This is a genomic window from Streptomyces sp. NBC_01463, assembly GCA_036227345.1.
Taxonomy (GTDB): domain Bacteria; phylum Actinomycetota; class Actinomycetes; order Streptomycetales; family Streptomycetaceae; genus Streptomyces.
In genome coordinates, this window is record CP109468.1 from 1,147,582 (window position 1) to 1,172,963 (window position 25,382).

General features: G+C 71.4%; 19 protein-coding genes and 1 tRNA gene. 11 read left to right on the forward strand and 9 right to left on the reverse strand.

Translation table 11 applies throughout. The annotated features are described in order from the left end of the window. The first annotated feature begins 83 nt into the window (after nt 1-83). A complete protein-coding gene (locus tag OG521_04950) occupies nt 84-1,223 on the forward strand; it encodes an acyl-CoA/acyl-ACP dehydrogenase (GenBank protein ID WUW20172.1) in 1,140 nt (379 codons plus the stop codon). A 58-nt stretch (nt 1,224-1,281) separates the two neighbouring features. Here the strand turns inward: OG521_04950 and OG521_04955 are convergent, their stop codons facing one another. Beyond that, the gene (locus tag OG521_04955; protein WUW20173.1) at nt 1,282-3,117 is read right to left on the reverse strand and encodes an AMP-dependent synthetase/ligase; all 1,836 of its coding nucleotides are present in this window, start codon (nt 3,115-3,117) and stop codon (nt 1,282-1,284) included. Nucleotides 3,118-3,386: 269 nt separating this feature from the next. Between OG521_04955 and OG521_04960 the strand changes: the two genes are divergently transcribed. Both OG521_04960 and OG521_04965 read left to right on the forward strand, forming a co-directional pair. Next, on the forward strand, nt 3,387-4,055 hold the full coding sequence (locus tag OG521_04960) for a TetR/AcrR family transcriptional regulator (protein ID WUW20174.1): 669 nt from the start codon (nt 3,387-3,389) through the stop codon (nt 4,053-4,055). Nucleotides 4,056-4,142: 87 nt separating this feature from the next. Then, the gene (locus tag OG521_04965) at nt 4,143-5,339 is read left to right on the forward strand and encodes a TetR/AcrR family transcriptional regulator (protein ID WUW20175.1); all 1,197 of its coding nucleotides are present in this window, start codon (nt 4,143-4,145) and stop codon (nt 5,337-5,339) included. A gap of 52 nt (nt 5,340-5,391) precedes the next feature. Here the strand turns inward: OG521_04965 and OG521_04970 are convergent, their stop codons facing one another. Continuing rightward, nucleotides 5,392-6,591, reverse strand: coding sequence for a DUF2236 domain-containing protein (locus OG521_04970; protein WUW20176.1), 1,200 nt, complete (start codon nt 6,589-6,591; stop codon nt 5,392-5,394). Nucleotides 6,592-6,822: 231 nt separating this feature from the next. Here OG521_04970 and OG521_04975 point away from each other — a divergent pair, with 231 nt between their 5' ends. Next, nucleotides 6,823-7,659 (forward strand): hypothetical protein, encoded by an 837-nt coding sequence (locus OG521_04975; GenBank protein WUW20177.1) that lies wholly within the window; start codon nt 6,823-6,825, stop codon nt 7,657-7,659. A gap of 124 nt (nt 7,660-7,783) precedes the next feature. On the opposite strand, the gene OG521_04980 is transcribed toward OG521_04975, so the two are convergent. Further along, nucleotides 7,784-7,857: transfer RNA gene (locus tag OG521_04980), tRNA-Pro, on the reverse strand. 128 nt (nt 7,858-7,985) lie between these two features. Between OG521_04980 and OG521_04985 the strand changes: the two genes are divergently transcribed. Continuing rightward, nucleotides 7,986-8,687 (forward strand): transketolase, encoded by a 702-nt coding sequence (locus tag OG521_04985; protein ID WUW20178.1) that lies wholly within the window; start codon nt 7,986-7,988, stop codon nt 8,685-8,687. Nucleotides 8,688-8,751: 64 nt separating this feature from the next. Further along, entirely contained in the window at nt 8,752-9,660 is a 909-nt protein-coding gene (locus tag OG521_04990) for a transketolase (protein ID WUW20179.1), read from the forward strand. Between the two features lie 34 nt (nt 9,661-9,694). Here OG521_04990 and OG521_04995 read toward each other — a convergent pair whose 3' ends face one another. After that, nucleotides 9,695-10,642, reverse strand: a complete 948-nt coding sequence (locus OG521_04995; protein ID WUW20180.1) for an NAD-dependent epimerase/dehydratase family protein — start codon at nt 10,640-10,642, stop codon at nt 9,695-9,697. A 138-nt stretch (nt 10,643-10,780) separates the two neighbouring features. Between OG521_04995 and OG521_05000 the strand changes: the two genes are divergently transcribed. Next, nucleotides 10,781-11,506 carry a TetR/AcrR family transcriptional regulator gene (locus tag OG521_05000; GenBank protein ID WUW20181.1) on the forward strand — a complete coding sequence of 242 codons (726 nt, stop codon included), beginning with the start codon at nt 10,781-10,783 and terminating at the stop codon, nt 11,504-11,506. Nucleotides 11,507-11,578: 72 nt separating this feature from the next. On the opposite strand, the gene OG521_05005 is transcribed toward OG521_05000, so the two are convergent. From OG521_05005 to OG521_05025, 5 genes are all read right to left on the reverse strand, one after another. After that, nucleotides 11,579-13,777 carry a right-handed parallel beta-helix repeat-containing protein gene (locus OG521_05005; protein WUW20182.1) on the reverse strand — a complete coding sequence of 733 codons (2,199 nt, stop codon included), beginning with the start codon at nt 13,775-13,777 and terminating at the stop codon, nt 11,579-11,581. Continuing rightward, nucleotides 13,774-15,240, reverse strand: coding sequence for a M1 family metallopeptidase (locus OG521_05010; GenBank protein WUW20183.1), 1,467 nt, complete (start codon nt 15,238-15,240; stop codon nt 13,774-13,776). Before OG521_05010 ends, OG521_05005 begins: the two co-directional genes overlap by 4 nt. Beyond that, nucleotides 15,237-16,910, reverse strand: coding sequence for an extracellular solute-binding protein (locus OG521_05015; protein ID WUW20184.1), 1,674 nt, complete (start codon nt 16,908-16,910; stop codon nt 15,237-15,239). Before OG521_05015 ends, OG521_05010 begins: the two co-directional genes overlap by 4 nt. A gap of 57 nt (nt 16,911-16,967) precedes the next feature. Then, a complete protein-coding gene (locus OG521_05020) occupies nt 16,968-17,828 on the reverse strand; it encodes a carbohydrate ABC transporter permease (protein ID WUW26572.1) in 861 nt (286 codons plus the stop codon). An 82-nt stretch (nt 17,829-17,910) separates the two neighbouring features. Next, nucleotides 17,911-18,924 (reverse strand): ABC transporter permease subunit, encoded by a 1,014-nt coding sequence (locus tag OG521_05025; GenBank protein WUW20185.1) that lies wholly within the window; start codon nt 18,922-18,924, stop codon nt 17,911-17,913. Nucleotides 18,925-19,263: 339 nt separating this feature from the next. Between OG521_05025 and OG521_05030 the strand changes: the two genes are divergently transcribed. The 4 genes from OG521_05030 (at nt 19,264) to OG521_05045 (ending at nt 25,361) form a co-directional block, all read left to right on the forward strand. Then, on the forward strand, nt 19,264-20,250 hold the full coding sequence (locus tag OG521_05030; GenBank protein WUW20186.1) for a hydroxyacid dehydrogenase: 987 nt from the start codon (nt 19,264-19,266) through the stop codon (nt 20,248-20,250). 62 nt (nt 20,251-20,312) lie between these two features. Beyond that, a complete protein-coding gene (locus tag OG521_05035) occupies nt 20,313-21,407 on the forward strand; it encodes a LacI family transcriptional regulator (GenBank protein WUW26573.1) in 1,095 nt (364 codons plus the stop codon). Nucleotides 21,408-21,565: 158 nt separating this feature from the next. Beyond that, nucleotides 21,566-22,927, forward strand: a complete 1,362-nt coding sequence (locus OG521_05040) for a M60 family metallopeptidase (GenBank protein WUW20187.1) — start codon at nt 21,566-21,568, stop codon at nt 22,925-22,927. A 22-nt stretch (nt 22,928-22,949) separates the two neighbouring features. Further along, entirely contained in the window at nt 22,950-25,361 is a 2,412-nt protein-coding gene (locus OG521_05045) for a polysaccharide lyase 8 family protein (protein WUW20188.1), read from the forward strand. The last annotated feature ends 21 nt before the right edge of the window (nt 25,362-25,382 follow it).

Sequence of the window (25,382 nt, forward strand, 5' to 3'; positions counted from 1 at the left end):
ACGATACCGGCGGACATCCCCCGCAGAGTCATTGATACGCCTATCATAACTTCGTCACATGACCTCGAATCCCGGAGGATCTGATGGGCAGTCGTCTCACCGAGGAACAGGCCGATTTCGTGGCGGCCGTACGTGATTTCGCCAAGCGGGAGTGCGGTACGCGGGAGCAGCGCGACGCGCTGACCGCGGGCGGGCGCGAGGCCCACAGCCCCGAGCTGTACGGCCGGCTCGCGGGCCTTGGCTGGCTCGGGGTGTGTCTGCCCGAGGAGTACGGGGGTGCGGGCGGCGGGCTGGCCGACGCCTGCCTGTTCCTGGAGGAGACCTCGTACGGCATGGTCCCGGCAGGGGGGTTCGTCACGACGGTCATCGCCGCGAAGGCGTACGAGAGGTTCGGCACCGAGGAGCAGCGGCGGGAGGTGCTGTCCGGGGCCGTGGCCGGTGAGGTGCTGTCCATCGCCATGTCGGAGCCCGGGGCCGGGTCGGACGTAGGCGCGCTGTCCTGCCGGGCCCGGCAGGAACCGGACGGCACGTGGGTGATCGACGGTCAGAAGACCTGGATATCCAACGCGCACTGCGCGAAGCACATCCTGCTGGTGGCCCGTACCGGCGAGGACAAGCACGGCGGGCTGACCATGTTCCACCTGCCCGCCGGCACCCCCGGCGTGGAGGTGCGGCGGATCGACACCATGGGCGGCCGGGAGGTCAACGACGTCTTCCTCACCGGTGTACGACTGCCTGCGGAGGCGGTCGTCGGCCGCGTGGACCACGGCTGGCGGCAGCTGATGGCCGGGCTGAACCACGAGCGGCTCTTCCTGGCCGCGAACATGCTGGGCCTGGCGCGCCGCGCCTTCGACGACACGGTCGCCTACGTCCGCGGGCGCGAGCAGTTCGGCCGGCCCGTCGGCTCCTTCCAGGCACTGCGGCACCGGATCGCCGACCTGGCCACGGAGATCGAGTGCACCCGGCTGCTGGTGCACGACACGGCCCTGGACTGCGACGCGCAGCCGGACAAGGTGTTCCCGCGCGAGGCCTCGATGGCCAAGCTCAAGGCGACCGAGACCGCCAAGCGGGCGGCGCTGGAGGGCATGCAGATGATGGGCGGCTACGGCTACACCACGGAGTTCGACATGGAGCGCCATCTGCGGGCGGCCGTGGTGTCCACCGTCTACGGGGGCACCAGCGAGATCCAGCGGGATGTCATCGGCAAGACGTACGGCCTCTGAGAGGGGCGGAGCCGGGTCCGGGCCGCACGGGGAACGGAGCGCGCCCGGACCAGCCCTCTCAGTCCTCGTAGAGCCCGGAGAGCTCGTCGGCGTACTTGTCCCGGATGACCCGCCGCCGCATCTTCAGCGACGGCGTCAGCTCGCCGCTCGCCGGGCCCCACTCCTCGGCCAGCAGCGCGTACCGCTTGACCTGTTCGGTGCGGTTGAGCCGGGAGTTGGCGGCGGCGACGGCCCGGTCCACCTCCGCCAGCACCGCTGGGTGCTCCGCGAGCCCGGCCGGTCCCCGGGGCGTCTCGACGCCGTTGGCCGAGGCCCAGCCTGGCGCCGCCTCCGCGTCGAGCACCAGCAGGGCGACCAGATAGGAGCGGTGGTCGCCGTGCACCATCGCCTGGCCGATCAGCGGGTGCTCCTTGAGCGCGTTCTCCACCAGGGCCGGCGAGACGTTCTTGCCGGTGGAGGTGATGATCATCTCCTTCTTGCGGTCGGTGAGCCAGAGGTAGCCGTCCACATCCAGCCGCCCGATGTCACCGGTGGCCAGCCAGCCGTCGGCGTCCAGGTCGGACCGCACGGAGCCGTCCTGCTGGAGGTAGCCGGAGAAGACGGACGTGCCCCGCACGAGGATCTCGCCGTCCTCGGCGATGCGGACCTCCACCGAGTCGACCGGCCGGCCCACCGAGCCGAGCCGGAATCCGGCCCGCGGGCTGTTGCTGGTGGCCACACCGGTGGTCTCGGTCAGCCCCCAGGCGTCCATGATGACGACGCCGAAGCCGGCCCAGAACCTCACCACGTCGGCCGGCATCGGCGCCGACGCACTGGCCGCCCAGGTCACCCGGTCGAGTCCGCCGGCGGCCAGCATGGGCAGCAGCACGTCCGCGCGGACCCGGGCGTAACTCTTCTCCAGCCCTTCGGGCGGCGCCTCGCCCCGCTCGCGGTACCCGACGTGTTCGCGAGCGATGGCGAACGCCTCGTCGATGAGGGCCCGTTGCCCGTCCGGCATCAGGGCGAGGAGGCCCCGCACGGTGGCGGACAGCTTCTCCCAGATCCTCGGCACACCGAAGAACTGCGCGGGACGCACCTTGCGCACGACGGCGGCGACGCCCGTCGGGTCGGGGCAGAGGTAGACGTGCGAGGCCCGGTGACAGGGCAGGTAGATGCCGAGCATCCGTTCGGCGATGTGGGCGAAGGGCAGGTAGCAGATGTGCTCGACGTGCGGGGGCAGCTCCACCACGGCGTCGAGCGCCAGGGCGTTGGACATCACCTGGCGGTGGGTGAGCACGACACCCTTGGGTTCGCCGCTGGTGCCGGAGGTGTAGACGACGGTCAGCGGGTCATCGGGCCGGGCGGTGTCCAGTTCTCCGCCGGCCCTCTCCGGCACCGGTTCGCCGAGCAGGTCGGTGTACGGGACGTGGTCCCCCTCCGCGCCCGCCTCGGCCACCACCAGACGCTCCAGCGGGGTGCCGGCGTCCGCGATCAGCGGCTCCCACAGCGCCACCTGGGCCGCGCCCTCCACCACGGCGAGGCGGGCCCGGCAGTTGCGGGCGATGTGGGTGATCTGTTCGGGGGCGGCGGTGCCGTAGACGCTGACCGGGACCGCACCGAGGCGGACCAGCGCGAGGTCGGACAGCCAGTGTTCGGACCGGTTGGACATCATCAGCAGGACCCGGTCGCCGCGGCCCACCCCGAGGGCCCGGAAGCCGGCGGCCAGGCTCCGGGTGTGCGCATGGACCTCCGCCCAGTTCAGCGTGGTCCAGTCGTCCTCGCCGCCGTCCGCCGGCTTCCAGGAGAGAGCGGGGAGTCCGGGGTGCTCGCGGGCATTGCGGGCCAGCAGCTGCGGCAGGGTCCGGTCGGCCGGGGCGTCGGGCAGGTCGCCGGTGGTGCGGGGTGCCGGTGTCATCGGGGCCTCCTTGCGGATCGGAAGGGCGGCGGCCCGGTCCGCTCGACCAGGGCATCTACTGAGCGTTCGCTAAGAACGTAGAAGTGAGCGGACCGGCGGTCAACTACCCGGACGTTCCCAGTTATTGCGGCTTCAATCGAAGAATGGAATCAGACCGGGCAGCACTCGCCCCTGGCTCTCCTGAGCGAACGCTAAGTTCTGAAACGGAGGCGCTCACGGGGCCGCGGCCGTACGATGTGGCCGGTCGCCGCCCGTTCCGAGGAGAGCCGTTGAGCACCGACCCGAGCCCGACCACCACACCTCCGGCGGAGCACTGGCGCTCCTACGGCCCGCTCGGCCTGCACCCGATCCTGGTGCACGCCATGGAGGCCTTCAACGAGCACGGGTACCACGGCACTTCGGTCCGGGACATAGCCGGCCGGGTCGGCGTCACCGTGCCCGCGCTGTACTACCACTACGCGAACAAGCAGGCGCTGCTGGCCACGCTGCTCGAAACCTCCATCAAGGACGTCCTGGACCGCTGCCGGGCCGCGGCGGCGGAGGCCGGGACCGATCCGCTGGCGCGGTTCCGCGGCATGGTCGAGTCGATCGTGCTCTACATGGCCCATCGTCAGCAACTGGCCTTTCTGGACACCGAGATCCGCAGCCTGGAGCCGCAGAACCGGGCCCGCTATGTCGCCCTGCGCGACTACCTCGAACACATGCTGCTGGACACGGTCGAAGCGGGCCGCGCCCAGGGCGTGTTCACCACACCGATCCCGGCCGACGCGGTGCGTTCGGTGCTCGTCATGTGCCAGGGCGTCGCCAACTGGTTCCGTGCGGACGGCCCGCTCACCGCGGAGGAGGTCGCCGAACGCCACGTACTGCTGAGCCTTGGCACCGTGGGCCACCCCGGCGCGGTCACCGGCGGCCTCGCGTTCCCGTTCGCCCGGGACTGAACCGGCCGGGCCGACCGTCCACGGCGCGTCCCCACCGGGCCGGTCAGCCGCTCCGGCCCGCTGACCGCGTGTGATTGACTCATCCGCATGGCTCCCGCCTCCCGATCCGGCCGTTCGGCCGCACCCGCCGGCCGGACCGCGGCCACGCGGCCCCGCAACCGCAGGCAGCTCATCGTCGAGGCGGCCGGGCGGGTGTTCAGCGAGCGCGGCTACCACCCGGCGTCGATGGAGGAGGTCGCCGCCGGTGTGGGGATCACCGCGGCGGCGCTGTACCGGCACTTCCCGAACAAGTACGCCCTGTTCGCCGAGTGCGCGGACGTCATGGTGGACGGACTGGCCACGGCGCTCGACGAGCTGCCGGCCGGGGCGTCCCTGAGCGATGTGCTCACCGCCATCACCCGCATCACCATCGCGCACCGCGCGTCGGGCGGCGTGTACCGGTGGGAGGCCCGCTACCTCAGCCACGAGGACCGGCGGCGCCTCGCGGCCAAGTTCGGCCGCCTCGTCGAACGGGTCGACGCGGCGGTGCAGCGCGAACACCCGCTGCCCGACAAGCGCCTGCGGGCGGTGGCGGCACTCGGTGCGATCGCCTCCATCACGATGCATCACACCTCCATCGCCCAACGCCGCGCCGAGGAGCTGCTGCTGGTGTCCGCGCTGCGCGTGACCGCGCGTGACCCCGCGGCGGGACGGCCGGGCTCACGCCCCCTCGAACTTCCGGCCCCGCCCGTGCCGCGGACACGACGCTCCGAGATCCTCGCGGCGGCCATCCCGCTGTTCGCCCGGGACGGCTTCGCCGGCGTCACCAACGGACAGATCGCGCAGGCGGTCGGCCTGACCACGTCCGCGCTCTACCGCCACTACCCCGGCAAGATCGACATCCTGTCGGCGGCGTGCCTCCAGGCGGCGGGGCTGCTGGCCCAGGGGGTGGAGAGGAGCCTGCACGAGGTGGCCGGTCCGCACGACGCCGTCGTCGCGCTGGCGGCGACGTACGTGGCGTACAGCTTCGGGCACACCGAGCTGAACAGCGTGGCCGAAGCCGAGCTCACCGGCCTGCCGGCCCAGCTGCGGCAGCCCCTGCTCCTCGCGCAGCGGGAGCACATCGCCGTCTGGGAGCACCAGCTGCGGCTGGTCCGCCCGGAGCTGGACCCGCGCCAGGCCCGGGTGCTGGTGCACGCCGGCTTCGGCGTGACGGTCGAGGCGGGACGGAGACTGCGGTGGCAGGACAGCCCGGAGCACCGTGCGGCCGTGACCGCGCTGGTCGTGGCCGCTCTGGGGCTCTGAGCAGCGGTCCGTCGCGGGCAGGCAGCAGGCGGGGCCGCACACCGGCGGCGGCTCAGCCCGCCCTGTTCCCGGTGGGGATGGTGATGGGCGTGGTGGTCCCGGAGGAACCCCCGTTGAGGAACAGCATGCCCAGGGCGCGCACCATCTGGTCGATCGCGTAGAAGGCGCCGGGCATGACGGGCGACAGCCCCTCACGGAACAGGATGTACGCGGGCCACGCGGTGCGGACCAGCGCGGCGGACACGTAGTCGCGCTTGAGGCCCAGCCAGTCGCCGACCTCGTCGCTGAGGACGTAGCGGACGAATTCGTTCAGGAAGCCGCGGGTGACGCCGAGGTCGATCTGCGCGGTCAGACCGAGCAGTTCCCCGGCGAGTGCGATGCCCTCGGTCGAGGGGGTGAGGATCGGGGTGAGTACCTGCGCGGACTGTTTCTCGGCGGCGGCCCAGGTCTGCGGAATGTGCTCGTCCGGCACACCGAGCAGATGGAGGGCGACCTGCCACGAGTGCAGGAACGCCTCCTGGTCCGCGGCCGGGAACGGGACCTTCCAGTCGAGCAGCCGCCTGCGGACATAGGTGCCCAGGCTGTGGAAGGTGACCAGGATGTCGGCGGCACTGATCGGGACGGTCTCGTCGGCGACCGCCCGCCAGTGCGGCGACTGCGGCAGCAGATGGCGCACGGCGGCGTGCACCACGCGCGTCTTGTTCGCGGTGACGACGAACTGCCCGGCCGGCTCGAAGGCCCCCAGCTGGGACAGGTCGTAGCCGAACGTGAACGTCTTGGCCGCGCGGTCCTGCATGTGGGCACCGCCCGCGGACCAGTAGACGCTCTTGGCCTCGCGGGGGATCACGGTGCTCATGATTCCGCTGCCGAGGCCGTACAGCATGAAGAGGTACAGGTCCCTGCGGCGGTTGAAGTCGGCGGCGCGGGCCAGCTTGACGGGGTCCGCCCAGGCGGGCAGCCGGTTGACCTGCGTCAGATACGCGGCGAACTCGGCCGGCAGCCCGCCGGGCAGCGGGTCGTCATTGTTCACCCAGGACGCCCATGCGGTGTTGATCGCGGGCACGTGTCCGCCGTCGAGCATCGACACCATCAGCGGGTCCGCCACGTCGTCCCAGATCCACGCCGGACCGGTCCCCGCGTCGGCCCCGGCCACCGAGCCGGGCGACGCCCACGCCTGGGCGGGCTGCGCCACGCCCACGAGACCGAGCGCGACACCGAGCGACAACATCCTGCGCCTGCTGAGATTCTCCATTGACTTACCTTCTTCCCTGAAGGGCCAAATGGTCTTATGTGCCTTCGCAGAAAAGCCAGTTACGCGGCCAACACGAGATGATCAAGATCACACAGATGTGATTTCTCATTAACATAGCGAGACGCGTCGCCGTCGGCAATGGTGAGGACACGGGGTGGGAGAATGCGGGGCCCGGCCGAAGCACGCGACAGTTCGGAGCCGGACTCCGGCACCGACGAAGTGGGGGTGGTCATGGTGTTGGCCATGTGTCCGCTGTGCAGCGACGACGAGGACATCGAGGCGGTCCGCCAACTCGACGGCGGAGGCCGGCTCGTGAGGCACCGGTGCGGCTACGAATGGGAGCACAAGGAGCCCGTGATCCCTGCGAGGAACACACTCCGCCCCTTCGGTGAGCTCAACTCCCTTTTCCCGAAAGCCGGGGAGGCCGGTCCCGAGCAGGTGAAGCGCGTGGCCCGGCTGAAGGAGCGCTACCTCGCCGTCCGGCCGGACCTCGACCCCCAAGTGGCGGACTACTGGGCGAAGTACCAGCGGATCTTCTCCCCGGGCGGACTGTGGACGTGCGACCCCCGAGCCCTCAAGGACTTCGCCAACTCCGAGATCGGAGCCCGCCCCGGCAATCAGGCCACCTTCAACTCCGCGTGGAACGACATGGGCGACGCGGCAGCCGCGGAGGCGACCCGCAAGACGATCGAGTACCTCCTGCACGGGCCCGACGACGTGCCGCTCGAAGACCGGCTCGAGCATCTCCTGTCCGGCACCGAGCCGTTCGCCATGACCGGATTCAAGGAGGCCCTCCTCACCAAGGTGCTCTGCGTGACGTATCCCGACCGCTTCCTGACGATCCTGAAGTACACGACCGAGGCCGGCGGCAAGCGGGAGATCGCGCGGATGGTCTACGGGCTGGAGCTGCCGAAGCCCGAGTCGGCGAACTGGACGCTCGGCCGGCTCATCCTGTGGAGCAACGACCTCCTGCTCACCCTCGCCGGCGAGGGCTTCGCCAACCGGCAGCACACCGCCGCGTTCCTGTGGTGGGCCAAGGACCAGGCCGGAGGGCGAGGGACGCCGTAGACCGGCCGGCCGTCGGGGGCCGGGGGCCCGGCGGGCAGGGGTCCGCCCCCGACCGGCCCCGGAAACGATCAAGAGCCGGTTTCGGATTTCTCCGAAACCGGCCCTGATCTGCGACTGTCTCCAGTCGGGACGACAGGATTTGAACCTGCGACCCCTTGACCCCCAGTCAAGTGCGCTACCAAGCTGCGCCACGTCCCGATACCCGCCTGACCTGGGGTTTCCCCCTGGCCGAACGCGCATGAGAACAATACCGCACTTCAAAGGGTGGTCACGAACACCTTTCCGTCCTTGACCTCAAGCGCACTTGATGTTGAACGCTGGGCGACATGACGAACACGACCGCCGCACCGGCGCACACGTACCGCGATCTCCCCCGGCTGATGAGCCTGATGACCGGCGACGAGAAGCACGGCCCCGCCGCCACCTCGACGCTGGACGCCCTGTGGGTGCTGTACGACCGGGTCCTGCGGGTGACACCGGAGACCGTCGACGCGCCGGACCGCGACCGCTTCCTGCTGTCGAAGGGGCACGGGCCGATGGCGTACTACGCGGTCCTCGCCGCGCACGGCTTCCTCGACGAGGGGCTGCTGGCGGGCTTCGGCTCGTACGGTTCGCCGCTCGGGCACCATCCCGACCGGCTGCTGGTGCCCGGGGCCGAGATCGGAAGCGGGTCCCTGGGGCACGGGCTGCCGCTGGCCGTGGGCAGCGTGCTGGGGCTGCGGGCCCAGGGGCTGACCGGGCCGCGGGTGTGGGTGCTGACCGGCGACGCCGAACTGGACGAGGGCAGCAACCACGAGGCGATCGCCTACGCCGGTCCGGCCGGGCTGGAGCAGCTGCACACCGTGGTGATCGACAACGCCTCGGCGACGTACGGCCGCCCCGGCGGGATCGCCGACCGGTTCGCCACCGCGGGCTGGTCGGTCGAGGACGTGGACGGGCGGGATCACGAGGCCCTGTACGCCGCCTTCACCGCACCCCACCCCGGGCGGCCCCGGGCCGTCGTCGCCCGGGTCGCTCCCAAGCGCTGAACCGGGCGCCATGAAGAACCCACCGCCGAAGCCGGCACCCCGAAAGCAGAAGAGGAAGAGCTCCATGGACACGATGCGTGACCGTTTCATCGCCACCACCACACGGCTGCTCGACGAGGACCCGCGCCTGGCGCTCGTCCTGGCGGAGATCAGCCGCGACGGATTCGGCCGGGCCGAGCGGGACCACCTCGACCGGGTCGTCAACGTCGGCATCCGCGAACAGCTGCTCGTCGGGGCCGGGGCCGGGATGGCACTGACCGGGATGCGGCCGATCGTGCACACCTTCGCGAGTTTCCTGGTGGAGCGGCCCTTCGAGCAGGTGAAGCTGGACTTCGGCCACCAGGGGGTCGGCGGGGTGCTGGTGAGCGCCGGGGCCTCGTACGACTGGCCGGCCGGCGGATTCACCCATATGGCGCCCGGGGACGTCGCCCTCATGGACACCCTCGACGGCTGGACCGTGCACGTTCCGGGCCACCCGGACGAGGCGGAGGCGCTGCTGCGGGAGGCCGCCGCAGGGGACGGGCGGGTGTACGTACGCCTGTCGCTGCAGTCCAACGACCGGGCGCGCCCGGTCGGCGGGACGGGCGGGTTCGGCACCGTGCGCGAGGGCACGGACGCGGGCGGGGTGGTGATCGCCGTCGGGCCGATGCTCGACAACGTCCTCGCCGCGACGGAGGGACTCGACGTGACCGTGTTGTACGCGACCACCGTGCGGCCGTTCGACGGCGACGGGCTGCGCCGGGCGGTCGGCGACCGGGCCACCGCCGATGTCGTGCTCGTCGAGCCGTATCTGGCGGGCACCTCGACGGGCGCCGCCAATGACGCGCTGGCCGCCCTCCCCCACCGGGTCCTGGGACTCGGCGTGGCCCGCGAGGAGCTGCGGCGGTACGGGCAGATGGACGAGCACCTCGCGGCGCACGGCCTGGACCCGCACGGCCTGCGGCAGCGTATCGGCGGATTCCTCGGCGCCTGAGCCGGGTGCTCGCGGGCCGTGCCCCGGTGCGCGGTCAGTGCGCGGACAGGAAGTCCCCGTACCACGCGAGCGTCTCGTCGATCGTGGCCGACAGGGGGTGGGGCGTCAGGCCGTACGCCTTCTCGATGGCGGAGGAGTCGACGATCTGCGCCTCCGTGTGCTGGTAGAACATCTCGGCGTACTCCGCCATGAACACCTCGTCGAACGGACCGAACGCCCGCGGTTCCGGCACGACGGTCAGGTCCAGGAGGCGCCCGACGCGCTCCTCCACCATGGCCAGGATCTGCCGGGTGGTGAGTGCGGGAGCCGTGGGCAGGTGCCAGACGCGGCCGTCACCGTCCGGGTTCTCCCCCAGGGTGGCCAGGCCGGCGGCGACGTCGCCGATGTACGTGTAGCTGTGCGGCAGGTCTATGTCGCCGAACGCCGGGACCTCTCCCCCGGTCAGCGCGGCCGGGAACACCGCGCCGCCCAGGGTGGAGTTGAGGACGTGCGGCCCGACGAAGTCGGCCGACCTGCCCAGCACGACGCGCAGCCGTCCGTCGGCGTGGGCGGCGAGGTAGCGGGCGTCCAGTTCCGCGCGCATCCGGCCCTTGCGGGTGGTCGCGTTCCACGGGGTGTCCTCCGTCATGACCGCACCGTGCGTCTCGCCGTACGGGTACAGCGTGTCGAGGACGACGAGGCGCGCGCCCGCCGCCTCGGCCGCGGCGAGGACGGACCGCTGGATGCGCGGCATGACCTCGACCTGGAGGTGGTAGCCGACGTTCACGCAGTGGTAGACGACGGCCGCCCCTTCGACGGCCGCGCGGGCGCCCTCGGGCGTCGACACGTCGGCGGCGAACCGGTCGACGCCCGTCGGCGCGGTCCCGGCGGCCGCCCGGTCGACGAGGCGGACCGGGTGGCCGCGACGGGCCAGTTCGACGGCGAGTGCGGTGCCGGCGGGGCCGGCGCCGAGAACCACCTGAAGGTCGTGTGCTGCGGTCATGAGCGTCTCCCTGTAATCCGGAGGAGTGTTACTGCCCCTCACTTCTGTTAGAGACTATAACTCTCGCGATAGAGCCTCGCAACCCCGACTGTTAGACTCCGTAACTGAAGTGAGCTTGTCTAGCGAGAGGGGCCGGGAATGGCCGAGGCACAGCAGGGGCCGCGGGCCCGGTACCGGGAGCAGACCCGTGCGGAGATCAAGGAGGCCGCGCTGCGGCAGCTCGCCGACGGCGGGGCGGGCGCGCTGGCGCTCACCCGGATCGCGAAGGACATGGGGCTCTCCGGCCCGGCCCTCTACCGCTACTTCGCCAGCCGCGACGATCTGCTGAACGCGCTGATCAGGGACGCGTACGACGATGCCGCCACGGCCATGGGCGCGGTGGCGGCCCGGCCGGAAGCGGCCTCGGACGGTCCTCGCGAGCGGCTGCACGCACTGGCGACGGCGTACCGGAACTGGGCGGTGGCCGAACCGCACCGCTATCTGCTGATCCAGGGCTCCCCGGTGCCCGGATATGTGGCTCCCGCCGACACGCGGGACAGCGCCCGTGCCGTGCTCGGTCCGTTCCTGCCGGTGTTCGCGGGCGGGACGCCGGGCGCGGGGGTGGCCCCGGTGGTGGCGCAGATGGCCGCCTGGCTGGGGTCGGACCCCGGAGTGGGCGACTGGCTGGCCGCGTATGCCGCGGACGCCGCCGATGATCCGGAGTCCTCGGCGCGCGCGCTGGCCGGCGCGGTCCTCGCGTGGGCGCAGCTGCACGGCTCGGTGGGCCTGGAGGTGGCGGGTCAGTTCACCGGTATGGGGCACGACGGGGGCACCCTGCTGACCGCCCAGACGGAGATGCTGGCGGACGCCTTCGCGCTGGAGTGAGCGGGGCGCACGACGCGGAACGCCGGACCGGCCTGAAGGGCCGGTCCGGCGTTCGCGTGTGCGGAGGAGGAGTCAGGAGTGGATCAGCACCTGGGACAGGGCCACCCGGCCCGTACCGGAGGTCACGATCCGCACCGTGCGGGTGCGGCTGTCGAGGTCGATGACGGTGGGGCGGAGCGCCTTTCCGCTGACGTGGACGGTCTTGTCGTCCGTCACGATGTCGAAGTCGGCGGTGGTGGACGAGGCGTTGTTCCAGACCTCCACCTGCCGGACGTGGCGGACGGCCCCGAGGTCCGCCTGCCACCAGGCGCCCGCTTCGGAGAGCGTCCTGGTGTCCGTGTTGGTGTCCGCGTCCAGGGCGAGGGCCGCGGTGGCCGTGCCGTCGGTGGAGGACTGGGTGGCCGTGCCGGTGCGCGCGAGGTCCGGGCGCAGCTGCTCGACCGGTCCGCCGCCGGCACCCGCGCGGGCGGCGACGGCGAGCGCTTCGGCGGGCAGCCGGTCCAGGCCGGTGAGGTTGTCCGTCATGACGGAGCCGGTGCCGCCGAGCGCGGGGGCCGCGGTGTCGGTCCAGTTGCCGCGCGCGGTGTTCTCGATCCCGTAGTCGGCCCAGTTGGAGACCCACTTGTAGCCGATGCGGGTGATGACGTTCTTCTCGACGGTGATGTGGGAGGACTGTTCGTCGAGGTAGATGCCGTTGCCGTCGCGCTCGGTGTTGCCGTAGGCGGAACGGTTGATGTAGTTGCCGCTCAGCACGGTCCCCGGCTGGGCCCCCTGGGTGTAGATCGCGCCGCCGTCGTGCTGCTCCTGCGCGACCTCCATGACGTCGGTGATGCGGTTGTCCGTCACCTTGTTGTCGCGGAGGACGGACTTCTGCGACTCGGGCTGGTTCCAGCCCCAGCCGACGGAGATCCCGGAGTACGGGAGGTGGTCCAGGCTGTTGTGGTCGACGCTCAGCCCGGCCTCGTAACCGGCCCAGATGCCCACCGAGTCGGTGTACTCGACGCCGGAGCGGCTGATGGTGTTGTACGCGACGGTGTTGCGCTCACCTGCGAGTTCCGCGCCGGGCATCGGCTCGGTGTCGCCGACGTACACCGCGCCCGACGACAGGTCGGTGAAGGCCGAGCGGGTCAGCGAGCTGTCCTTCGTGCCCGCCTCCAGGATCGCGCCCGCCCCGCCGAGATGGGTGAACCGCCCACGGTCGATGCTCACCCGCCGGCCGCCGCGGACGGTGACCGCGGCGGCGGGCTTGGTGTAGTAGCGGCCCGCGTGGTCGACGGGGCCGGTGGCTCCGGTCAGGGTGAGACCGGCCTGCATGCCCGCATAGCCCTCGTCGGTGCCGGGCTGTCGGTACGCCGCATACGCGAAGCCGATGCCGTCGACGGTGACGTCGTGGGCGCCGTCGACGACGAGCAGCTGTTCGGTGTGCGGAGTGACGGCCTGCGCGCGGCGCATGTTCTCGCCCTTGCGCGGCAGGTAGGTGACCGTGCGGTCCGTCGAGTTCCAGACGAACTCGCCCGGCTGGTCCAGGAGTTCGGGAGCGTTCTCGAAGAAGGCGACACCGCTGTAGCGGGTGGAGTCGACCGTGGTGGTGTCCCAGGCGGGTCCGGTGCGGTCCGTGCCGCTCGCCGAGTTGGTCCAGCAGGGCTGGGCGAAGGTCAGGGTGTCGCCGCTGACGCCCGCGATCCGGCAGTGGTAGTTGCGCCAGCGGACCCGGATGACGGCCTCGGCGTCGGTGGGCCGCTGCCACCGGTCGATTCCGGTGGCGGTGGCGCCCGTCATTCCGGTCTTGGTCGCGTCGCAGACGGCGGCCGCGCAGGCCTCGCCGCGGGCGCGGGTCGCACGCTTGCCGTCGACGAAGAGCTGGCGCGGGGTCACACCGGCGGGGACGCCGGCGCTCCAGGTGCCGTCGGTGTTCTGCCGCCAGCCGGTGATGTCCTGCCCGCCGGAGAGCACGGGACGGGCGCCGGGGGCCGCGGCCCACGAGACGCCGGAGTCGGCGGCGCCGAGCTTCAGGGGCCCGTCGAGCCGGTACGTACCGTCCTTGAGGAGTACGCGGACCTCGCGTTCCGTCACCGTGCGGGCCCGGTCGCGGGCCCCTTCCGGGGTGCAGGGGCGGGCGACGGTGCAGGAGGTGCCGCGGCCGTCCGGGGCGGCGTACAGGGTGCGGGCGCCGGGTGCCGCCTGGGCGGCCGGGGCGGCGAGGAGTGCGGCCAGGAAGACCGCGGCGGCGGTGGCGGCGGTCCCTCGTACGGCGTTCAACGGGCGGTTCACGCGGTGGCCTTCCAGTCGGGGTGGCCGGGCATGGGCGGGTTGACGGCCCCGAAGAGCCAGTCGCGCAGGAACGGGTCGACGGTCCGGTCGCCGGTGACGTCGACGGTGTGCCGGATGAAGGCCTCGCTGGTGTAGGTGGAGTCCTTGAACCGCTTCACCCACTCGCGCATGACCCGGTCGAAGGCCCGGTCGCCGATCCGCTGGCCGAGGGCGTACAGGACGAGCGCGCCGCCGTCGTAGATGTTCGTGCCGCCGAGCGCCTTGGGCAGTCCGGGCGGACCGTCGGCGGCGCGGACCGCGTCGAGCTTCTCGTACGTCGCCTTCATCTTGTCGGCGAAGACGGACCAGCCGCGCTCCTCGCCGTACCGGCCGGCGTAGTACACGGCGGGGCCCTCGTTGAGCCAGGCCTGCTGCCAGTCGTTCGGGGTGACGGAGTCGCCGAACCACTGGTGGACCAGCTCGTGCACCATGGTGGTCTCGTAGCCCGGCTGGCCGGCGGCGTTGAGTTTGAACCAGTTGGTGGAGAAGAGCGAGAGGGTCTGGTTCTCCAGGGCGTCGGTGTAGCCGTCGTAGACGTGGAGCCCGTAGACGGAGAAGGGGTAGCGGCCGAACTTCGCCTCCAGCCAGGCGAGATGGTCGGCGGTGCGCGCCACGATCGGGGCGTACTTCTCCTCCTGGCCCTGCGGGACGATGTGCCGCAGGGGCAGGCCGCGGTGACTGTTGCCGTAGAGGTAGGTGCCCTTGACGACGGCGATGCCGATGAGTTCGGTCGCCATGCGCTCGCGGAGGGCGAAGTGCCAGACGGTGGAGCCGTCGGCGCGCGGGGACCTGTGGGTCAGTTCGCCGTTGGCGGTGGCGACGAAGCCCTCGGGGGCGCTGATGTGGAAGGTCCACGTCGCCTTGTCGGACGGGGTGTCGTTGCACGGCAGGAAGGTGTCGGCCCGCGAGGACTGGGCGGCCGAGGCGAAGCCGCCGTCGGAGCCGAACTTCCAGCCGGTGAGGCCCAGCCGGGTCGCCTTGCCGTTGCCCCGGTAGCGGATCTCGGTGGTGAAGGGCTGGCCGTCGTGGAGCGGTCGGGCCGGCGTGACGGTGAACTCCTGGCCGCTCTGACCGGGCGTCAGTTCCCACCCGGCGGGGCGGCCGGCGACGGTGACGGAGTCGATGGTGTGGCCGTCGGTGTCCAGGTTGAAGGCCGAGAGGTCCTGGGTGGCCCTGGCGTTGATCTTCACGGTCGCGGTGAAGTCGTACGTCACCGGGGTGAAGTCGAAGGTCAGGTCGTAGTGGACGACCTGGTAGCCGCCGTTGCCGAGCGTCGGGAACAGCGGGTCGCCGACGCCGTTGGCGCCGGGCTTCGGGTCGAAGCCGTGCGGCCGCGCCGAGGCGGGCGAGCCGAGGGCGGGGACGGCGACGGCCGCGGCGACCGCGGCCCCGCCGAGTGCGAGGACCGAGCGTCGTGTGGTCACTTCTTCCCCTTCTGGAAGGCTTCCTCGAACTCGCCGCGGGCCTGCTCGCCGCCCTTGGCCAGGTAGTCCTTGACCAGCTGGTCGTAGGCCGACAGGGGCTTGCGGCCGGAGATGATGTCCTTGAGCGCGTCGCCCTTCAGCGTGTTGAGGCTGCCGGAGCCCTTCGAGTCCCAGGTGGGCGAGGAGTACTGGAGCGTCGGGTCCGGCACCATCATCGGGATCATCCTGGTGAACGTGTCGTGCACGTGACGCACGCCCTGCTCGGAGTCGGCGCTGAAGATCGCGGGGACCGCCGACGCCGCGAACTTCCAGGGCACGGTGACGTCCTGGGTGCCCTGCTTGGTGAGCGCCGGGTTGCCCTTGGCGTCGCGGGTGAAGTCCTTGCCCTCGACCCCGTAGTTGATGAGGGTGTACTCCTGGCTGCCGAACGGCGAGGCGGCGAAGTCGGCGAACGCCAGGATCTGCTTGACGCGGTCCCCGGACGCCTTGGTGATGTGGGTGTTCTGGAGCGCGACGTTGTCCATCCAGGCGACGGCGTCCTTGCCGACCGGCACGAACGGGCGCGGGTCGAACTTCTTGTCGATCGCCTTCATCGCGGCGATGTACCCGACTCCGGGTGCCAGATAGGTGGGCATCCCGTCGTAGACGTACGCTCCCTTGCCGTTCTTGAACATGTCCGTGTACTGGGCCTTCTGCGCCCCGGACATCTGGAGGGTGCCCGGGTAGGAGCAGCCGGCCTTGTACAGCAGCCGGGCCGTCTCCACCGCCTTGCGGTACTCCGGGGTCTCCAGGTCGGCCGTGAACTTCCCGGTCTTCTCGTCGAGCCGCCAGAAGCTGGGCGCGCCCGCGGACATGGCGAGCATGCTGGTGGCGCCCGCGATGATCGCGTACTGGTCCTTCTTGGGCCGGGTCAGCTCCTTGCAGACCTCCACGAACCGGTCCAGGTCCGTGATCTGGTCGAGGCTCGTGACACCGACCTCCTCGAACAGGTCGTGCCGGTAGACGCCGGCGCCGCCGGTACCGGTCCTGGCGATCGGGATGCCGTACAGCTTCCCGCCGAAGATCGCGCTCTGCCACGCGCCCTTCGGGATCGCGGCGAGGTTCGGGTAGTCCTTGACCTTGTCCCCCGCGAGGTACGGGGTCAGATCGGCGCACTTCGCCCGGAGGAACGCCGCCTTGTTGTCGACGCCGCCGCTCTCCGGGTACATGAACAGGTCCGGAAGGCTGTCGCTGGCGACCATCGTGGAGAACTTGGTGCCGTAGTCGTCCGCGGGCACGGCGGTGATGTTCACCTGGCCGCCGAGGAGCTTCTCGATCTCCTGCCAGGCGGCGTTCCTGCCGCGCGAGGGCGGCGGCGGGGAGAACGTCTCCATCGTCGCGCTGATCGGCTTCGCGCCCTTGAGCGGGGTGTTCGCGGTGGCGCGCAGGGGCTTCGCCGGATAGCTGAAGAAGCCCTGCGGGACACCGGCGGCGGTGCCGGCCAGGTCGGGCTTGACGCCGATGTTGCGCACCGCGGTGTCCGGGAGCAGCGAGGCGCTCTTGGCCTCGGCCTTGGCGGTGGTGCCGCCGTCGCCGCAGGCGGCGAGCAGTGGGGCGGCGGCCAGTCCCAGACCGACGCCCGCACCCATGCGGAACAGTGCTCTGCGATTGATGGGGGTGGAGCTCGACACCTGAATCTCCTTGCATGTGGGAGAGGGAAGGAAGGAGTGGGGGGGGCGGGGCCGCGCTCAGCCCTTGACGGCGCCCGTGAGCACGCCCTTGGTGAAGTAGCGCTGGAGGAAGGGGTAGACACAGAGGATCGGGACGACGGCGATCACGAGGACGGCCATCTGCACGGCCTGCTGCGGGGCGAGGACCTCGCCCGCGGAGGCGGAGTTCAGGCTCTGGCCCTGGAGGACGTAGGTCCGCAGCACCATCGGCAGCGGCCACTTCTCGGAGTCGTTGAGATACAGGAGCGAGTTGAAGAAGGCGTTCCAGTACGTCACCGCATAGAAGAGGCTGATCACGGCGAGGACGGCCTTGGACAGCGGCAGGACGATCCGCACCAGGATGCGGAAGTCACCGGCGCCGTCGACCTTCGCCGCGTCGTACAGCTCCTCCGGCAGGTTCATGAAGAACGACCGCAGGACGACCAGGTTGAAGGCGCTGACCAGGGTGGGCATGACGAGCGCCGCGTAGGTGTCGTACAGGCCGAGTCCCTTGACCAGCAGGAAGTTCGGGATGATGCCCGCGTTGAACAGCATGGTGAACAGGGCGGTCATCAGGATGAAGCGGGAGCCGGTGACCTCGCGGCGGGAGAGACCGTACGCCATGCCGACGGTCACGAGCAGGCTGGCGAGGGTGCCGAGGACGGTGATGCCGACGGAGACGAGCAGCGCCCGGGTGACGACGCCACCGGTGAAGATCGTGCGGTAGGCGTCCAGGGTGGGGTGCCCGGGCCACAGGACGAGGCCGGAGCTCTTGATGATGTCGGTCTGCGAGGCGAAGCTCGTGCCGATCACGCCGATCAGCGGGTAGGCCACGGCCAGGACGACCACCACGACGGCGACCGCCTTGGCGGTCTGGCCCATGCGGGTCGGCCGCTCCATCCACGGCGGGCGGCCGTCGGACTTGCGTACGGGGGCGGGGCGGGGCGCCGGTGCGGTGCTCCGGGTCTTGGCGCGCGTCTTCTCAGCGGTCAGCACCGCGGTACACCCCTTCGTGGCCGAGTCGGTGGGCGAGCTTGTTCGCGCCCAGCACGAGTGCGGTGCCGATGACCGCCTTGACGAGTCCGACGGCGGCGGCGACACCCCAGTCGTTGTCCTTGATGCCGTGGTAGTAGACGTAGGTGTCGAGCACCTCGCCGGCGTCCGGGCCGACCGCGTCGCGCTGGAGCAGGATCTGCTCAAAGCCGACGGAGAGGATCTGCCCGAGGTTGAGGATCAGCAGCAGGATGAGCACGGGGGCGATGCCGGGCAGCGTCACGTGCCACAGGCGGCGCCTGGGTCCCGCGCCGTCGATCGCGGCGGCCTCGTACTGCTGCCGGTCGATGTTGAGGAGCGCGGCGAGGATGATGATCGTGCCCCAGCCGGCGTCCTTCCAGGCGACCTGGAGGGTCAGCAGCCAGGGGAAGGCATCGGGGTCGCTCATCATGTCGTAGCGCGGCAGGCCCAGCCCGCCCAGGACGTTGGGCAGCACCCCGGCGCCGCCCAGGATCTGCTGGAAGATCGAGACGATGATGACCCAGCCGATGAAGTGCGGCAGGTAGACGACGCTCTGCACGAAGCGCCTGATGCGGTCGCTGGCGATGCTGTTGAGCAGCAGGGCCAGGGCGACTGGGACCGGGAAGAAGAACACCAGCTGGACGAGGGCGATCTCCAGGGTGTTGAACGTCGCGCTCCAGAAGGCCGGTTCGGCGAACGCCGCGGAGAAGTTGGCGAACCCCACCCAGACGCTGTGCATGTATCCGAGGTACGGCTGGTAGTCCTGGAACGCCACCACGTACCCGAGCAGCGGGACGTAGTGGAAGACGACGAAGTAGAGCAGCCCGGGCAGGGTGAGCAGGAGCATCACCCGGTCGCGCTTGATCCGCTGCCCGAGCGTCAGCCGGCGCGCGGCGACCGGAGCCCGGTCGGCCGGCGGGGCGGGTTCTTCGACCCGCTTTCGCCGCTTTTCCCGCGGCAGCGGGGGTGCTGTGTCAGCCATGGTGCGTCCTGTTCGGCTGGGTGGCGCGTGGTGAGCCTTCTGCGGCCGCAAGTTAGTAAGCGGTTAACCCAAGCGTCAAGAGATCCGGTCGAACGTCTTTGTTACATGACGCTCCGGGAAGGAAATCCACACCCGCGAAGTCCCATAAATGCTCCAGAAACGGTCAGTTGTGGAGTGGTGGAGCTTGACGGTCGCCTGTCGCGCTCCCTAGCGTGCCGGTCATTCCATAGAACGCGATTACTGTCCGGAGGCAGGGTGCGAACCACCGAAGAGGCGCCGGCTCGGTCCGGTACCGATGCTGCGGCCCCGCCCGAAAGGCGTCCGCGCACGGTCCTGGTCATGAGCCCCGGACTGCTGGACGACGTCTTCCCACCCCCGGTCCGGGCCCGCCTGGAGGAGACGGCCGAGCTCCTCGATCCGTCCGTGATCAGCGAGTTCGACTCCCCCGCCGCCGCGAGGGCGCTGGCCGGCGCGGAGGTACTGCTGACCGGCTGGGGGTGCCCGAGGGTGGACCCGGCCCTGCTGGCACGGGCGCCGGAGCTGCGGGCCGTGATCCATGCCGCCGGCACGGTGAAGACGTTTCTGTCACCGGCCGCCTTCGACCGCGGGATCGCCGTCTCCTCGGCGGCCGCGGCCAACGCCGTACCGGTGGCGGAGTTCACCCTGGCCGCGATCATCATGGGCGCGAAACGGGTGTTCCCGCTGGCGGGCCTCTTCCGCACCCGGCGCACCCACCGCACCGGGGCCGATCTCGACCGGCAGCACTGGCTCGGTACGCACGGGCTGACCGTCGGGGTGGTGGGCGCGTCCCGGATCGGCCGCCGGGTGATCGAACTGCTGCGGGTCCTGGACGCGGAGGTGCTGCTGTACGACCCGTACGTGAGCGATGCCGAGGCCGGGCTCCTCGGGGTGACGCGCACGGACCTGGACACCCTCGTGGCCACCAGCGACGTGGTGACCGTCCATGCCCCGGACACCCCCGAGACCCGGGGCATCATCGACGCGCGGCGGATCGGGCTGATGCGCCCCGGCACACTGCTCGTCAACACCGCACGCGGCCCCCTCGTGGACACCGAGGCACTGACCGGACACCTGGTCAGCGGGCGGCTCGACGCGGTCCTGGACGTCACGTCGCCCGAGCCGCTGCCCGCCGGTCATCCGCTGTGGGACCTGCCCAACGTCTTCCTCACCCCGCACCTCGCGGGCGCCCAGGGCAACGAGGTGGGCCGGCTCGGGGCGCTCGCGGTCGACGAGCTGGCGCGGTACGCGCGGGGCGAGCCCTTCGCCCATCCGGTGCACCGGGCCGACCTGGGGAGGATCGCATGAACGCCGTCCCGCGGCAGGCTCTAGGCTCGGCGTCACACAACAGCCACCAGGGGGTGAGCCGGATGCGCCGGCAGAGCACGGCCGCGGACGGACAGCGGCGGGCGACGGTCACCGACGTGGCACGGCGCGCAGGCGTCTCGACGGCCACCGTCTCCCGCGTCCTGAACCGCAACTACCCCGTGGCGGAGGCGACCCGGGACCGCGTCGAGTCGGCCATGCGCGAGCTCGGCTACGTGGTCAACGCCCACGCCCGCGCCCTGGCCGGTGTCTCCAACCGCACCGTCGGCATCATCGTCAACGAGGTCATCGACCCGTTCTACGCCTACATCGCCCGCGGTGTGGAGCGCGAGGCGGCGCTCGGCGGACGGCTCTGCCTGGTCTGCTGCACCCAGGGCGACCCGCAGCGCGAACTGGCCTTCATCGACCTGATGCACGAGCGCAGGGCGGACGCGGTGGTGGTGGTCGGCGGGTCCATCGCCGACCGCGGCTACACGACGGAGCTCGCCCGCCGGGCCCGGGAGCTGGACGCCGGCGGCTCCAAGCTGGTGCTGTGCGGCCGGCCTCCCCTGGGCGAGGGCGCACCGACGGCGGCGGTCGAGTACGACAACGAGGGCGGCGCCTTCGCCATCACCGACCACCTGCTGATGCAGGGCCACGAGCGGATCCTGTACCTCGGCGGGCCGCCCAAGCTCTCCACCACCCGGGAACGGCTCGCCGGCCATCGCCGGGCGCTGGAGCTGCGCGGGCTGCCCGCCGACCCCGAGCTGGTCAGGCCCGGCGCGTTCAGCCGCGGCTTCGGCTACCGGCAGATGGCGGAACTCCTGCGGGACGGGCCTGAGTTCACCGCCGTCTTCGCGGCCAACGACATGGTCGCCGCGGGCGCCGCGCAGGCCCTGGAGGAAGCCGGGGTCCAGGTGCCGAAGGACATCTCGCTGGTGGGCTACGACGACATCCCGGTCGCCCAGGAGCTGCGCCCCCGGCTGACCACGGTCCACATCCCGCTGGAGGAGATGGGTCGGCAGGCGGTGCGTCTTGCCGTCGCGGGCGGCGACGAGGACGACTGGCGGGAGCCGACCAGCGGCGCGCTGCGGCTCGGCACCCACATCGTGGTACGCGATTCCGTGGCTCCTCGGGCGGGCCGGTCCAGTCGTATGTGACCGGTTACTTCCCGCCTGTCCGCAGTTGGCCATAGAAAATCACAGTAACTTCTCGACTTCCCTTGCGGCTCGACAGCAACCGCTTACATGCTGACGGCACGCCTCACCCCGTTCCGCACGCTTCCGCCCCTCATTCGTTTCTGCAGGGAGAGTTCCGCATGCGTCAGCCCAGCCACTCCGCCCCGCTTTCCCCCTCGGTCGGCCGCCGCGCCGTACTCGCCGCAGGCGCCGGGGCGGTGGTCGCACTCGGTGCCACCACCACCTCCGCACGGGCCGCCACCGGCCGCCGCCCCGCCGTCCGCCCCGTCTCGCTGACCGTCACCGCCCGTCCGGCCGCCGAGGCCGAGCGGCTGCGGCTGGCGCAGGCCCTGCGCGGCTCGGAGTTCCAGCCGACCGGCCTGTACGCCCCCGCGGGCGCCCCGCTCTCGCTCACCGTCCAGCCGCACGACGGCCTGGTGCCCACGCTCTGGATCGGTGCCTGGGACTACTACGGCGAGATCACCGAGCCGCGCGGCTACCCGCTCACCGCGGGCGCCAACACCGTGACCGACCCGCACGGCGGCCCGGTCTATCTGACCCTCACCGGAAACGGTGAGCGGGCCGGTGTGCTGTTCCGTTCCGGCACCGTGCCCATGCCGGTCTTCACCCTGGGCAGCACCACGGAGGCCGCCTACCAGCACCAGCTCGACACCCTGACGGCCTCGCCCTGGGTGGAGCTCCACGGCCCGCACACGATCATGACGCTGACCCGTGAGGGCGCGCTGCTGTACCGCGGCGAGGACCACGCCGCCCTGATCGGGCTCGTCGAGACGATCATCGACTCGCACGCCCGGATCAGCGGGCTCGACGGCTCGAAGCCGGTGCACCGGCGCAAGGCGGGGCCGTACCACTTCACCGAGGTCAGCAAGGTGCCGACCGGTGTCGGCGCCTACGCCACGCACGGCTACAACGGCTTCCCCCGCGCCTACCTGGACCGGGCCACCACCGTCGAGGGGCTGCGGACGCGCGGCTGGGGGCTCTACCACGAACTCGGCCACCTGCATCAGCAGATGGCGTACAAGCCGGGCGGCCTCACCGAGGTCACGGTGAACATCTACTCGCTGGCCGCGCAGCGCACCCTGGACCAGCCGTCCAACCTCCTCACCGTCGACCCGGCGACCGGGCTCACCGCCTTCCAGACGTCCCGGGCGAAGTTCGGCACGGCCGGGCTGACGTACGAGAAGTCCTTCGGCGCGTACGAGAAGCTGGTGCCGCTGCGGCAGCTGGAGCTCGCCTTCGGGGACGACTTCTGGCCCCGGCTGCACAAGCTGGTGCGCGAGGAGAACCCGCAGTCGGACTACACGGAGAACGAGAAGCGGTACCGGGCGCTGGCCACCTACTCCAGCCGCGTCGCCGGCTACGACCTCACGGAGTTCTTCGTGAACACCTGGGCGTTCCCGGTGAACGCCGTCGGCCGGGCGGAGCTCGCGGCGCTGAACCTGCCTCAGCCGCCCGTCGACCCCAGCACGCTCACCGGCTGAGGGCCGCGGACGAGGAGTCATCATGCAACTGAGCAGAAGGACCCTTCTCGCCGCGGGCGGTGCCAGCGTCTCCGGGGCGCTGACGGCGGGCGCGGCGCACGCCGCCGGGCCATCGGCCGCGGCACGGACCGTCGACGACGACTTCGATGGCCTGCTGGCCCGGGCCGAAACCCTCCTCACCGGGGGCGGGTTCGACCGGTCGGACCCGGACTTCGCGGCCGCCGTCACCGCTCTGGACGATGTGGCGAAGGAGCTGTGGAACACCCTGGACCGCAGCCCCGGACGCACCGCGCTGTGGGCCGATCTCGCCCCTGTCACCGATCCGGGGAACTTCGGGCAGAGCTACACGCGGCTGCGCTCGCTCGCCACCGCGTGGGCCACCCCCGGCACATCCCTCTCCGGCAGCGCGGAGACAGCCGACGCGCTGCTCTCCGCCCTGCGGTTCACGTACGACACCGCCTACCGTCCGGACGCCCGCGAGAGCGGCAACTGGTGGTTCTGGGAGATCGGTGCGCCCCGTGCGCTGATGGACTGCTGCGTGCTGCTGCGCGAGCGGCTGCCCGCCGCCGATCTCGCGGACTATCTCGCTGTCGTCGACCGCTTCTGCCCGGACGCGGACCGCCGCACCAACTCCCCCACCCTGTCCGAGACCGGCGCCAACCGCACCGACAAGGCCGTGATCGTCGCGCTGCGGGGACTGCTCGGCAGGGACCCGGACAAGGTGGCGTCCGCCCGTGACGCGCTCTCCGACGTACGCGACGCAGGGCGCAACAGCCTTTTCCGCTATACGAGTTCGGGTGACGGGTTCTACGAGGACGGCTCGTTCGTACAGCACGACGTGGTCGCGTACACCGGCTCGTACGGCACAGTGCTGCTCGGCGGCGCCGCGTATCTGCTCTCGCTCCTCGCCGGATCACCGTGGGCGGTCGACGACCCGGACGTGTCGGTGATGTACGAGGCCGTGGAGCGGAGCTTCGCCCCGGTGGTCTTCGACGGGCTGATGATGGACGCGGTGCGCGGGCGTGCCGTGTCCCGGGAGCGGGCGGGCGACCACCGGGACGGTGCCGCGGCCGTCGCGGCGATCCTGCTCCTGGCGTCCGGCGCGCCGGCGGACCGGGCGGAGCGCTGGCGGGCACTGGCCAAGGGCTGGCTGACCCGTAACCGCACCACCCCCTTCGCCTCCCTGGCCACGCTCCCCCAACTCGCCCTGGCGAAGGCAGCCATGAACGACGCGGCCGTCCCTGCCGCACCCCGCACGACCGGCAGCTTCGTCTTCGCCGACATGGACCGCGTGGTGCACCGCCGCCCCGGCTGGGCCTGCACCCTTTCGCTGTCCTCCGAGCGGATCTCGGCCTACGAGGCGGGCAACGGCGAGAACCTGCACGGCTGGTACACCGGCGACGGCATGACGTACCTCTACGAGGGCGACGGCCTCGGCCAGTTCAACGACGGCTTCTGGCCGACCGTGGACCCGTACCGCCTGCCCGGCACCACGGTCGACCCCCGTCCGCGCACCGATCTCGGCACGGGCGCCGGCACCTCCACCTACCGCCCGGCGAACGCGGTGGCGGGCGGTGCGGTGCTGGACGGCCGGTACGGGGCCGCCGCGATGGAGCTCATCGGCGCCCCGGGCAGCAGCCTGCGGGCCAGGAAATCCTGGTTCCTCCTCGACAACGCCGTGGTCGCGCTCGGGGCGGGCATCTCCGCGAGCGACGGCAGGGCGGTCGAGACGGTGATCGAGAACCGCAGCCTCGGCGCGGCCGGCCGCAACCGTCTGCTGGTGGACGGGGTACCGCAGTCCGTGGACCTGGGCCGGGGTGTCCGCGCGTCCCGGGCCGGCTGGGCCCATCTGGACGGCGTCGGCGGCTACGTCTTCCCCGGGGGAACCGCGCTGCGCACTCTGCGCGAGGAGCGCACCGGCACCTGGCGGGCGATCAATACCGGTGCGGACACCGGCGGTTCCGCCGAACCGGTGACCCGCCGCTATGTCACGCTCTGGACGGACCACGGGGTCTCCCCCACCGGCGCGGGGTACGCCTATGTGCTGCTGCCCGGCGCGTCGGCGGCGGCCACCGCGGTCTGGTCGCACTCCCGTCCGGTCCGGATCGTCGCCAATGACGCCACCGCGCAGGCCGTGGAGGACCGCAGGTCCGGTGTGACGGCGGTGCACTTCTGGGGCGCGGGTTCGGCGGCCGGGATCACCGCCTCCGGTCCGGCGTCGGTCCTCGTGCGGCGGCAGGGCGGGCGGGTGTCGGTCGCGGTCGCCGATCCGGGCCGGACCGGGAGCGTCGTCTCGGTCGGACTCCCCTTCCGGGTCCGGTCGGTGCACCGGGCCGATGACACCGTGACCCTCACCCCGGGTCGCCGGCCCGTCCTCACCGTCGCCGTCGGCGGCTCCCGCGGCCACACGCACCACGCCGAACTCGTCCCGTAACCACCCCGCATACCGATCTCC

Excerpts from the sequence above, each read along its gene's own strand:
- OG521_04995 (WUW20180.1), bottom strand. The coding sequence starts at position 10,642 with ATGACCGCAGCACACGACCTTCAGGTGGTTCTCGGCGCCGGCCCCGCC.
- OG521_05025 (WUW20185.1), bottom strand. The coding sequence starts at position 18,924 with ATGGCTGACACAGCACCCCCGCTGCCGCGGGAAAAGCGGCGAAAGCGG.
- OG521_05045 (WUW20188.1), top strand. The coding sequence starts at position 22,950 with ATGCAACTGAGCAGAAGGACCCTTCTCGCCGCGGGCGGTGCCAGCGTC.
- OG521_05030 (WUW20186.1), top strand. The coding sequence starts at position 19,264 with ATGAGCCCCGGACTGCTGGACGACGTCTTCCCACCCCCGGTCCGGGCC.
- OG521_05035 (WUW26573.1), top strand. The coding sequence starts at position 20,313 with ATGCGCCGGCAGAGCACGGCCGCGGACGGACAGCGGCGGGCGACGGTC.
- OG521_04965 (WUW20175.1), top strand. The coding sequence starts at position 4,143 with ATGGCTCCCGCCTCCCGATCCGGCCGTTCGGCCGCACCCGCCGGCCGG.
- OG521_05040 (WUW20187.1), top strand. The coding sequence starts at position 21,566 with ATGCGTCAGCCCAGCCACTCCGCCCCGCTTTCCCCCTCGGTCGGCCGC.
- OG521_04975 (WUW20177.1), top strand. The coding sequence starts at position 6,823 with ATGGTGTTGGCCATGTGTCCGCTGTGCAGCGACGACGAGGACATCGAG.
- OG521_04970 (WUW20176.1), bottom strand. The coding sequence starts at position 6,591 with ATGGAGAATCTCAGCAGGCGCAGGATGTTGTCGCTCGGTGTCGCGCTC.
- OG521_04985 (WUW20178.1), top strand. The coding sequence starts at position 7,986 with ATGACGAACACGACCGCCGCACCGGCGCACACGTACCGCGATCTCCCC.
- OG521_05000 (WUW20181.1), top strand. The coding sequence starts at position 10,781 with ATGGCCGAGGCACAGCAGGGGCCGCGGGCCCGGTACCGGGAGCAGACC.
- OG521_04990 (WUW20179.1), top strand. The coding sequence starts at position 8,752 with ATGGACACGATGCGTGACCGTTTCATCGCCACCACCACACGGCTGCTC.
- OG521_04950 (WUW20172.1), top strand. The coding sequence starts at position 84 with ATGGGCAGTCGTCTCACCGAGGAACAGGCCGATTTCGTGGCGGCCGTA.
- OG521_05020 (WUW26572.1), bottom strand. The coding sequence starts at position 17,828 with ATGGAGCGGCCGACCCGCATGGGCCAGACCGCCAAGGCGGTCGCCGTC.
- OG521_04955 (WUW20173.1), bottom strand. The coding sequence starts at position 3,117 with ATGACACCGGCACCCCGCACCACCGGCGACCTGCCCGACGCCCCGGCC.